Source organism: Oceanobacillus sp. HCA-5259 (genome assembly GCF_037892815.1).
GTDB lineage: Bacteria > Bacillota > Bacilli > Bacillales > Amphibacillaceae > Oceanobacillus > Oceanobacillus indicireducens.
Genome location: NZ_JBBKBV010000017.1, coordinates 58530 through 69216, shown reverse-complemented (window position 1 = coordinate 69216; position 10687 = coordinate 58530). Strand labels below are relative to the sequence as shown.

At 44.1% G+C, this 10687-nt stretch carries 10 protein-coding genes; 2 read left to right on the top strand and 8 right to left on the bottom strand.

Annotation, left to right across the window (positions count from 1 at the left end; genetic code table 11):
- The coding region (locus WKU33_RS11125; protein WP_340454572.1) for a hypothetical protein at positions 1-211 on the top strand (211 nt) is incomplete at its 5' end.
- 98 nt (positions 212-309) lie between these two features.
- Positions 310-513 carry a hypothetical protein gene (locus tag WKU33_RS11120; protein WP_340454570.1) on the top strand — a complete coding sequence of 68 codons (204 nt, stop codon included), beginning with the start codon at positions 310-312 and terminating at the stop codon, positions 511-513.
- A 408-nt stretch (positions 514-921) separates the two neighbouring features.
- On the opposite strand, the gene purD is transcribed toward WKU33_RS11120, so the two are convergent.
- Genes purD through purE form a run of 8 tightly spaced genes read right to left on the bottom strand, consistent with a single transcriptional unit; the run spans position 922 to position 10584 of the window.
- Entirely contained in the window at positions 922-2169 is a 1248-nt protein-coding gene (purD, locus tag WKU33_RS11115) for a phosphoribosylamine--glycine ligase (RefSeq protein ID WP_340454568.1), read from the bottom strand.
- A gap of 29 nt (positions 2170-2198) precedes the next feature.
- Positions 2199-3731 carry a bifunctional phosphoribosylaminoimidazolecarboxamide formyltransferase/IMP cyclohydrolase gene (gene purH, locus WKU33_RS11110; protein ID WP_340454566.1) on the bottom strand — a complete coding sequence of 511 codons (1533 nt, stop codon included), beginning with the start codon at positions 3729-3731 and terminating at the stop codon, positions 2199-2201.
- A gap of 10 nt (positions 3732-3741) precedes the next feature.
- Positions 3742-4299, bottom strand: a complete 558-nt coding sequence (purN, locus tag WKU33_RS11105) for a phosphoribosylglycinamide formyltransferase (protein ID WP_340454578.1) — start codon at positions 4297-4299, stop codon at positions 3742-3744.
- A gap of 2 nt (positions 4300-4301) precedes the next feature.
- A complete protein-coding gene (purM, locus tag WKU33_RS11100; protein WP_340454564.1) occupies positions 4302-5321 on the bottom strand; it encodes a phosphoribosylformylglycinamidine cyclo-ligase in 1020 nt (339 codons plus the stop codon).
- Between the two features lie 23 nt (positions 5322-5344).
- Complete coding sequence (gene purF, locus WKU33_RS11095) at positions 5345-6712, bottom strand: amidophosphoribosyltransferase (protein ID WP_336252471.1); 1368 nt, start codon at positions 6710-6712, stop codon at positions 5345-5347.
- Positions 6713-6732: 20 nt separating this feature from the next.
- Complete coding sequence (gene purL / locus WKU33_RS11090) at positions 6733-8949, bottom strand: phosphoribosylformylglycinamidine synthase subunit PurL (protein ID WP_340454562.1); 2217 nt, start codon at positions 8947-8949, stop codon at positions 6733-6735.
- 29 nt (positions 8950-8978) lie between these two features.
- On the bottom strand, positions 8979-10106 hold the full coding sequence (gene purK, locus WKU33_RS11085) for a 5-(carboxyamino)imidazole ribonucleotide synthase (protein WP_340454560.1): 1128 nt from the start codon (positions 10104-10106) through the stop codon (positions 8979-8981).
- Positions 10093-10584, bottom strand: a complete 492-nt coding sequence (gene purE, locus WKU33_RS11080; RefSeq protein WP_340454559.1) for a 5-(carboxyamino)imidazole ribonucleotide mutase — start codon at positions 10582-10584, stop codon at positions 10093-10095. Before purE ends, purK begins: the two co-directional genes overlap by 14 nt.
- Positions 10585-10687: the final 103 nt, after the last annotated feature.

The following is a 10687-nucleotide window of genomic DNA, read 5'->3' as shown; positions in this document are numbered from 1 at the left end:
ATATCCAGAAGGGAGCAAAATTATTATGAGCCTGGCTGATATGTTTCGTGAGGAAGGTAAAGAACTAGGTAAAAAACAAGGTAAAAAGGAAATGGAAGAAATACTTGTTAAAAACTCGATAAAAAAAGGCTTAGATCCTCATATCATCAAAGAAATAACTGGTCTATCACAAGAAGAAATCCAAAAAATCGCCAGCAATGTTAAAGAATAATTTTACTGCGTACCAAATGGTATGAAGCCGACCTGATCAAGCGTAACCAAGCGTTCCATACCATCTTAATCATAACTGGGACACTTGCTCTGACCCCAATGTCCCACCCAGAAGGGAGCAAAATTATTATGAGCTTGGCTGATATGTTTCGTGAGGAAGGTAAAGAACTAGGTAAAAAGGAAATGGAGGAAATACTGGTTAAAAACTCGATAAAAAAAGGCTTAGATCCTCATATCATCGAAGAAATAACTGGTCTATCAAAAGAAGAAATCCAAAAAATCGCCAGCAATGTTAAAGAATAATTTTACTGCGTACCAAATGGTATGAAGCCGACCTGATCGAACGAAACCAATCGTTTCATACCATCTTAATCATAACTGGGACACTTGCTCTGACCCCTAAACAGGAAATTCCATAACTGGTTTCAAAACCCCTTATTGTTGGTAAAGGTATTATACCAACAATAAGGGGTGATTATGTTGACTAAAAGTAAGTTTTTAGAAGCTGTGGAATTAAGTCGGATAATTTTTTATGATTACAGCTTTATGTGTGAATCCCGAACCAAAAGTAGCTACTTCACAAGGGAAGGCAGAAATAAATTCACTTTTGTTACCCTCATGCTGTTTATGCTTAACTTTGTCATCGTTTAACTGTAATTATTTATAGCTTAACTTGATGACATTGGGGTCAGTGCCCTTGTCCCAGTTCTTTTATAGTTTACCAATATCCGTACGATAGAAAAAGTCGTTTGAACTTTTTAGTTCACCCATTGATTCATAAACGAGTTTCGCTGCATTCTCTCTCGTATCAGCAACAGCTCCAACGAGAAGCACACGCCCACCATCCGAAACGAGTCTGTTATTTTCAAGCACGGTCCCGGCATGTACTGTAAATGGATTAGGCCCTTCCGGCAAGGCTGGCAGCACGATACCTTTCGTGTAAGCCCCCGGATAGCCAACCGACGCAACGACAACGCCGAGACAAGCCTTGTCTTCCCAGACAAGCTTCGGATCCGCGCCATCAATCACATCAATAAACACTTGGTATAAATCATTTTTCAATAACGGCAGGACAACCTGTGTTTCCGGGTCACCGAATCTCGTATTGAATTCAATGACTTTCGGTCCTTCTTTCGTCATAATCAGTCCAGCATAAAGGATTCCTGTGAACGGACGACCTTCCGCAATCATCCCTTTTGCCGTCCGAAGTAAAATATGCTCCATCGCAAAGTCCAGATCTTTCTCCGTCACATCGTCAGCAGGAGCAAAAGCACCCATGCCGCCGGTATTCGGTCCCGCATCTCCGTCAAACGCACGCTTATGGTCGCGTGCGGTCACCATCGGGAACACCTTATCTTCTTTTACGAAAGCCATGAGAGAAAATTCTTTCCCATCAAGGAACTCTTCAATAACGACAGTCGCACCAGCTTCAGCGAAGGCTTTCGATACAAGCATTTCATCAACAGCTGCTAGTGCTTCTTCTTCCGTTAGTGCAACAATAACTCCTTTTCCAGCAGCGAGACCATCTGCTTTCACAACAATTGGAGCACCTTTTTCCTTAATATATGCTTTCGCCTGGTTCGCATCATTGAAAACCGCATAATCGGCAGTCGGCACATCATATTTCTTCATAAATTCTTTTGCAAAACTTTTACTGCCTTCTAATAGAGCTGCCGCCTTTGTCGGAGCAAAGATCTTTAAGCCTGCTTCCTGAAAGGCATCAGCGATCCCTGCATTCAACGGACTTTCCGGGCCGACGACAGTTAGATCACATTTCTTTTCTTTCGCGAAAGCTACAAGTCCGGCAATATCCATCTCATCAATGGCCACACATTCAGCCGTTCCCGCCATACCTGCATTTCCTGGTGCTGCAAAAATGGTTGTAACCTGCTCGCTTTCCTTTAGCTTTGTAACAATACTATGTTCACGGCCACCACGACCAACAACTAATACGTTCATCGCTATTCTCCTCTATTTCCCGATTTCAATTAATGTTTGAAATGACGCATATTTGTATAAACCATGGCAATCCCGTGCTCATCACAGACATCAATCGAATCCTGGTCACGCTTCGAGCCGCCTGGTTGAATGATTGCTGTGATCCCTGCTTTAATTGCATTCTCCACTGTGTCCGGCATCGGGAAAAATGCGTCAGACGCCAGCACTGATCCGTTCGCTTTCTCTCCTGCTTGTTCAATTGCAATTTTAGCGGAGCCGACCCGGTTCATCTGGCCTGCTCCAATTCCAATTGTCTGGTTATCCTTCGCGAGCACAATCGCATTCGACTTTACATGTTTCACTGCCTTCCAAGCAAATAGCAAATCAGCAATCTCTTGTTCTGTCGGTTGCTTCTTCGTTACAACTTGGAGATCGTCTGCTGTAACTTGTCCAGCATCTTGGTGCTGAATAAGCACACCGCCGCCAACAGTTGTCAGTTTGTGGTTCACTTCTTTGTTTTGCGACATATCTACTTCAAGTAAGCGAATGTTTTTCTTTTCTGTCAGAATATCCAGTGCTTCTTTTGAAAAACTTGGTGCTACAATGATTTCAAGGAATATTTCACGTAAACTTTGCGCTGTTGCTTGATCGACTTCGCGGTTAAGTGCAACAATTCCACCGAAAATTGAAATCGGATCCGCATCATACGCTAGTTTATATGCATCATGCAGGTTAGCAGCAACGCCAATTCCGCACGGGTTCATATGCTTTACCGCCACAGCTGCTGCATCTTCATACTCGCCGACAATCTCAAGCGCCGCATTCGCATCCTGAATATTGTTATAAGATAGCTCTTTTCCGTGTAACTGTTTCGCTCCAGCTAAACTAATTCCAGTTGCTAGTGGTGCACGGTAAAAGGCTGCTTTCTGATGCGGGTTCTCCCCGTAACGCAAGTCCTGGACTTTTTCATATGTAACCGTATAGGTTTCTGGGAATTCTTCTTTGGTCTCTCCTGCGAAATAACCTGCAATCATTGCATCATAATTTGCCGTATGGCGGAACACTTTTGCCGCTAATTGCTGACGAAGTTCGTACGGCGTATCGTCTGCCTGCAACGCTTCTATCACCCGCGGATAATCTTCCGGGTCCACAACCACAAGCACGTCCTCAAAGTTCTTTGCAGCAGAACGAAGCATTGTCGGGCCACCGATATCAATGTTCTCGATAATTTCTTCCTTTGATACATTTTGCTTTTGTAATGTTTCTTTGAATGGATAAAGATTGACAACAACGATATCAATCGGCTCAATCTCATTTTCTTCCATTTCTTTCCTATGACCGGCGTTGGAGCGTTTTCCAAGTAGTCCGCCATGAACTTTCGGATGTAATGTCTTCACACGGCCATCCATAATTTCAGGAAATCCTGTCACTTCATCAATCGCAATCGCTTTAACTCCTGCACTTTCTATCGCTTGTAACGTGCCTCCAGTTGAAATGATTTCAACTCCAAGTCCCTCAAGATTCTTGGCAAACTCTGTAATATTCGTTTTATCGGAAACGCTGATTAACGCTCTTTTCCCCATGAAAAATCCCTCACTTTTGTATTAGCTCTCTAATTACTTGCGGATACAAACGGTGTTCCACTACTTGAATCCTTTTTTGTAACGTTTCTTTCGTATCATTTGCTAAAATTGGAACAGCAACTTGCTCAATAATCGGCCCCGTATCCATTCCTTCATCGATGAAATGGACGGTAACACCCGTCTCCTCGACTCCAGCTTCAAAAGCTTGACCGATTGCATCTTTCCCCGGGAAGGCAGGTAAGTACGATGGATGGATGTTGACAATTTTCCCTTCGTAGGCTTCAAGCAGTGTCGGACCAATCAGACGCATATAACCCGCAAGGAAAATCCATTCGATTCCTTTCTTTCTCAGCTGTTCCGCTATTTCCGATTCATACGCTTCCTTGCTTTCATAATTCTTCGCAGAGAAGACAAATGTTTCAATACCATGCTGCTTCGCTTTATCTAAAACCCTAGCTTGCTGCTGATCACAGACGAGGAGAACAATTTCACACGGGAGATTGTCTGTATCCAGCATAGCCTGGAAATTGCTCCCCGTACCAGATGCGAATACAGCTATTTTCACCATACTCATGAGGAAAACTGCACTCCTTCTTCACCAGTTACTTCACCGATAACGGAAGCCTCTTCCCCAGCTTCTTGCAAGATTGCAACCGCTGCTTCTGCATCTTTTTCTTCCACAACAAGCACCATTCCGACCCCCATATTAAATACACCGTACATTTCTTTCTCTGGAATGACACCTCTTTGCTCTAAGAATGGGAAGATTTCCGGGATGTTCCAGCTGCCTTGTTTCACATTGACCCCTAAACCAGCTGGTAACATTCGTGGCAAGTTTTCATAAAATCCTCCACCAGTAATATGAGAAATCCCTTTAACCGTGATTTTTTCCAGTACATTTGCAACTGGCTTTGCGTAAATCTTCGTTGGAGTTAAAAGTACTTCGCCCAATGGTTTCGAAAGACCTTCATAGGTTTGATTAAAATCAAGATCAGCGACGATTTTCCGCACTAACGAATAACCGTTGGAGTGAATTCCGCTGGACGTGAGCCCGATGAGAACGTCTCCTTCCGCAATCTGTTCACCGGTAACAAGCTTCGACTTTTCCGCAATTCCGACAACAAAGCCTGCAAGATCGTATTCCTCGTCGTTATACATCCCCGGCATTTCCGCTGTTTCCCCACCAATCAATGCAGCACCAGCATCTACACAACCGGTCGCGACGCCAGCTACAATCTGCTCGATTTTTTCCGGATTATTCTTTCCACACGCAATATAATCGAGGAAAAATAATGGCTCTGCACCTTGAGCAATGATATCGTTCGCACACATCGCAACAAGGTCAATCCCTACCGTGTCATGCTTATCCATTTCGAAGGCAAGCTTTAGTTTCGTTCCGACACCATCTGTCCCGGAAACCATGACCGGTTCTTTAAATGAAAACTTCGATAGATCAAATAATCCTGCGAATGCACCGATTCCGCCGAGCACTTCCGGGCGTGTTGTTTTCTTAATATGCTTCTTCATCCGTTCTACCGCTTCATAGCCCGCTTCAACATCAACGCCTGCTTTCTTATATACATCTGACATGATTACACTTCCTTATCCATTATTTAAGAAGGATCTTCTCTTTTGTCTGAAATTGGCACCGGATATTCCCCGGTCATACAAGCATGGCAAATCCCTTGATGAATTGACTTTTCTCGAACAATTGCTTGTTTCATTCCTTCTACGGAAAGATACTCGATACTGTCTGCTCCGATCAGCTCAGCTATTTCCTTAAGTGAGTTGTTCGCTGCAATCAATTCTTCCCTCGTTGACATATCAATTCCGTAATAACAAGGATTCTGAATCGCGGGTGAAGCAATACGCACATGCACTTCTTTTGCTCCCGCTTCTTTTAACAGCCTTACAATATGTTTAGAGGTCGTCCCCCGTACAATTGAATCATCAATCATGACAACCCTTTTCCCATCGACAATCCCACGCACCGGTGAAAGCTTCAACTTTACCCCTTGCTCTCTTAGTTCCTGGGATGGTTGGATAAATGTCCGACCGATGTAACGATTTTTTATAATACCCATTTCATATGGTAAACCGATTTGCTCTGCGTACCCAATCGCTGCCGAAATACTTGAATCCGGAACCCCGGTCACGACATCAGCTTCCACTGGTGCTTCTTTCGCCAGCTCCATCCCCATCCGTTTTCTTGAGGCATGAACATTTACCTGATTTAAATCACTGTCCGGCCTGGAAAAATAAACATATTCCATCGCACAGAGACGGCGCTGTTCCCGCATGGCAAATCTTACAGACTTCAATCCTTCGTCACTAATAACAAGCAATTCACCAGGCAAAACTTCTCGTTCAAAGGTTGCACCAACAATATCAAAAGCACTCGTTTCCGAGGCAACAACGTACGCTTCCCCGAGTCTCCCGATTGAAAGGGGACGGATACCGTGGGGATCATTCACGACATACATATGCGCTTGATCCATAATTAAAAATGTATAAGCACCTTTAAGTTGCTGAAGAGCTTCTATTATCGCTGTTTCGTTCGACTTTTTCTTGCTGCGTTTAATCAAGTGGGCGAGGAGCTCCGAATCTGTCGCACTCTGTAAAATACTGCCGTTATCCTCCAATTCTTCACGCAGTTTTTCACCATTGACGATATTGCCACTGTCGGCAATGGCTATACTCGTTGATCTTGAATGAAAGACGAGTGGCTCGACACTATCCACCGCCCGATTTTTATCCCCATGCTTCGAATAGCGGATATGGGCGATTGCTGCTTTACCTGTAAACTCCTGAAAATCGGCATGTTTAAATACATCATTGACAAGTCCTAATCCTTTATGGAGCTTCAATTCTTCTCCATCATTGACAACAACGCCGGCCCCTTCTTGTCCACGATGCTGCTGAGCGTGCAGCCCATAATAGGAGAGCGCAGCAGCATGGGTATGTCCCCAAATTCCAAACATAAGGCATTCCTCTTTTAGCTTTAAGATTTCAATAACGCCGGGATTGCTTCTTTCCAGAGCGTATTGAGTTGGTCTACATTTTCCTTAATGATTGCTTGGCCACTTACTTGGATTTCGTATGTTCCATCTGTTGTCACCGTGCCGATTTCGGTTGCGTCACGAACGATTTCTTCAAATTTCGCTTTGTTTTCTTTTTTAACAGAAAGAATAAAGCGCGACTGGGTTTCACTGAATAATGCAGTTGTCGCGTCCCCTTCCAGCGTAACTGCCACTCCTAAACCTTTCTCATTAAATGCGGATTCAGCAAGGGCAACGGCAAAACCACCTTCTGAAATATCATGAGCCGATGCTACGACTCCTGCCCGGATCGCCTCTAAGATCTGTTTCTGTCTTGCTGTTTCTGTCTCTAAGTTTATTTTAGGAGCTTTACCTGCGTACTTTCCTTCTAAAACGTTCTGCAGTTCACTTCCCCCGAACTCTGCTTCTGTTTCGCCGATGAGATAAATCGCATCTCCTGCTGCTTGGAACGTGTTCGGTGTTAAATATTTCGTATCTTCCAGTAAACCAACCATTCCGATAATTGGTGTCGGCATGATCGCTTCACCTTTCGACTCATTGTAAAGCGATACATTCCCGCTGATTACCGGTGTCTCAAGTGCTAGACAAGCTTCACGAATCCCGTCGATACTCTGTTCCATTTGCCAGAAGTTCTCAGGCTTTGTCGGGTCTCCGTAGTTTAATCCATCCGTAATTGCAAGTGGCTTCGCACCAGTACAAACAATGTTCCTGCTTGCTTCAGCGACCGCAATTTGTCCGCCCACATTCGGATCTAAATAGAGATAACGAGAATTACAATCCGTTGTAATCGCAATTGCTTTATCCGTTCCATCAATCTTTACGACTGCTGCATCATGACCAGGTCCAGCAATGGTGTTTCCTTGCGCTTCTGAATCATATTGTTTATACGCCCATTCCTTACTAGCAATTGTCGGCTGCTGTAATAAGGTCCGGAGCATTTCACTATGGTTCAAGTCAGCAGGGATTGTAACTTCCTGTGCTTGTAATGCGCGATAATTATCCGGTTCTTTAGAAGGCATCTCATACACAGGTGCATCATCTGTCAGAGCTGCAACTGGGATTTCCGCATAGATTTCACCTTGATGTTTAGTTCGGAAAACTTCTTCTTCAAGTACCTCACCGATTGCTACCGCTTCAACACCATGCTTCTCGAAAATGGCTATGATTTCATGCTCCCGACCTTTTTCTACAACTAGCAGCATGCGCTCTTGGGATTCAGATAACATCATTTCGTATGCGTTCATATTTTCTTCCCGCTGCGGGACATGGTCAAGAACAAGTTCTATCCCAGTTCCCGCCTTACTCGCCATTTCACTTGCTGAAGATGTAAGGCCTGCCGCTCCCATATCTTGGATTCCAACGAGTGCATCCGAATGAATGACTTCAAGACAAGCTTCAATCAGTTTCTTACCCATATGCGGGTCACCAATCGCAACAGCTGACTTATGATCTTCTTCTGCTTCCACGATATCGGAGGAGAATGTAGCACCATGGATTCCGTCTCTTCCAGTCTTCCCACCAGCATAAATGACTGTATTACCGACACCAGATGCTACCCCTTTTTGCACGTCTTTATGATTAACGAGCCCAACGACCATCGCATTGACAAGCGGATTCGCTTCATAGCTTTCATCAAATTGAACTTCCCCGCCAACTGTGGGAACTCCAATCGTATTTCCGTAATTCGCAATACCGCGAACTGCTTCGGTGAATAACCATTTCGTCCGGTCTTGATCCAACTTTCCAAAACGAAGGGAATTGAGAGCAGCGATCGGCTTGGCTCCCATCGAAAATACGTCACGTAATATCCCGCCGACTCCTGTAGCCGAACCCTCGAATGGTTCAATGTAAGACGGGCTGTTATGGCTTTCAATCTTAAAGACAACCGCCTGCTCGTCACCAATATCAACAACACCAGCACCTTCACCAGGCCCTTGGAGGACATGTTCGCCTTTTGTCGGGAATTTTTTTAATAATGGTGTCGATGTTTTGTAGCTACAATGCTCTGACCACATAACGGAAAAAATTCCAGTTTCCGTATAATTCGGGAGTCGCTGCATTTTTTCTTTTACGAGTTGGAACTCCTCATCCGTTAATCCCATTTCCCGATAGATTTTTTCCGTTTCAATTTGCTCATTTGTCATTGAATTATTGCTCATTCCTTTTCCCCTCCGTGTTTGGAAATTTGCTACTTGCCGTTTTCATAAACAGCAACTTGGCGCAATACTGCTTGCTCGTCCTTGTCGACAAAAGTGATATGACCCATCTTCCGCTTTTCTTTCACACTAGCTTTACCATATAAATGGCTGTGCCCCAACGAACTCCCTTGCATATGTTCGAGCAATCCTTCGACATGTTCACCGAGCACGTTCACCATCACTGCCGGCTGTAATAATTCGATTTCCTTTAATGGAAGCCCGCAAATAGCGAGGACATGTTGATCGAACTGTGATACGTTACATGCTTCAATGCTGTAATGACCAGAATTGTGCGGTCGGGGTGCCATTTCATTTAAGTAAATGTCATCTCCACTTACAAATATCTCAATCGCAAACGTTCCGACAATTCCCATTTTCTCCCCGAGTAATTTCGCCGCATGGTATGCTTTCTCTTGGACTGATTTACTGACAGCAGCCGGGACGGTTGTTTTATATAAAATATGGTCGCGATGCTCATTCTCAGAAATCGGGAAATACTCAATCTCACCTGTTGCAGTCCTTGAAAACACGACGGAAATTTCTTTATCAAAAGGAACCCATTCTTCAATGATGCAGTGCTTCTGTTCTTCCGCAAATCGGATTGCTTCTTCTTTATCCGCTTCTGTCTCGATCTTCAGCTGGCCTTTTCCGTCATAACCACCGCTGCATGTTTTAATAACAACAGGTAGTTTCACTGTTTCTAATGCAGCTTTTGCTTCTGCTCCATTTCTTACAATGGAAAAGTCCGGTACTGGGAGACCGAGGTCTTTGATCGTTGTCTTTTCTTTCTCTCTGTTTTGCGTGACTTCAAGCGCGAGGGAACCTTGGGGTAATTTACTAAGGGATTCAATATACGTCGCCGCTTCCAAATCAACATTTTCAAATTCATACGTAATGACATCACTGATTTTTGTCAGTTCTTTGATGGCATTCATGTCATCGTACGCTGCTGTAATTTGTGTGTCCGCCACTTGGGCTGTCGGACAATATGGTGTCGGATCCAGGACAGCGATTTTATACCCCATGTATCTCGCTGCAATTGCCATCATCCGACCAAGTTGCCCGCCGCCAATAATTCCAATCGTTTTAGGTGGTAGAATCACTTTATTTGTCTGCAAGAGCTCCCCTCATTTCTGCTACTTTTTCTTTCATTCCATTTCGATAATCTACTAATCTATTCGCTGTTCCTTCATCATAAGTACCGATAATCTGAGCGGCTAAAATTCCTGCATTCGTCGCTCCGGCTTTTCCAATAGCTACAGTCGCAGTCGGTACACCACCAGGCATTTGCACAATCGATAGTAAGGAATCCAGTCCGTTCAGCGCTCTCGCCTGGACTGGTACGCCGATAACCGGAAGATTGGTTTGCGAAGCTACCATTCCTGGTAAGTGTGCCGCTCCCCCCGCACCAGCGATAATTACTTTTAGTCCGCGCTTCCGGGCATTTTTCGCATATTCAAACATATCATCCGGTGTACGGTGTGCAGAAATTACTTCTTTTTCATACGGAATTTCTAATTCTTCAAGTGCCTTGCACGTATGTTCCATCGTTTCCCAATCAGAGATACTTCCCATGATTACACCTACTAAAGCCATGAAAATCCCTACTTTCCATTAAGATTAAAAAAGTCTATCTAATTCTCCACATATAAGAGAAGATGATAGACTACGAGTAGATAACATTCATCATTATTTTGCA

Excerpts from the sequence above, each read along its gene's own strand:
- WKU33_RS11120 (WP_340454570.1), top strand. The coding sequence starts at position 310 with ATGTCCCACCCAGAAGGGAGCAAAATTATTATGAGCTTGGCTGATATG.
- purD (WP_340454568.1), bottom strand. The coding sequence starts at position 2,169 with ATGAACGTATTAGTTGTTGGTCGTGGTGGCCGTGAACATAGTATTGTT.
- purH (WP_340454566.1), bottom strand. The coding sequence starts at position 3,731 with ATGGGGAAAAGAGCGTTAATCAGCGTTTCCGATAAAACGAATATTACA.
- purN (WP_340454578.1), bottom strand. The coding sequence starts at position 4,299 with ATGGTGAAAATAGCTGTATTCGCATCTGGTACGGGGAGCAATTTCCAG.
- purM (WP_340454564.1), bottom strand. The coding sequence starts at position 5,321 with ATGTCAGATGTATATAAGAAAGCAGGCGTTGATGTTGAAGCGGGCTAT.
- purF (WP_336252471.1), bottom strand. The coding sequence starts at position 6,712 with ATGTTTGGAATTTGGGGACATACCCATGCTGCTGCGCTCTCCTATTAT.
- purL (WP_340454562.1), bottom strand. The coding sequence starts at position 8,949 with ATGAGCAATAATTCAATGACAAATGAGCAAATTGAAACGGAAAAAATC.
- purE (WP_340454559.1), bottom strand. The coding sequence starts at position 10,584 with ATGGCTTTAGTAGGTGTAATCATGGGAAGTATCTCTGATTGGGAAACG.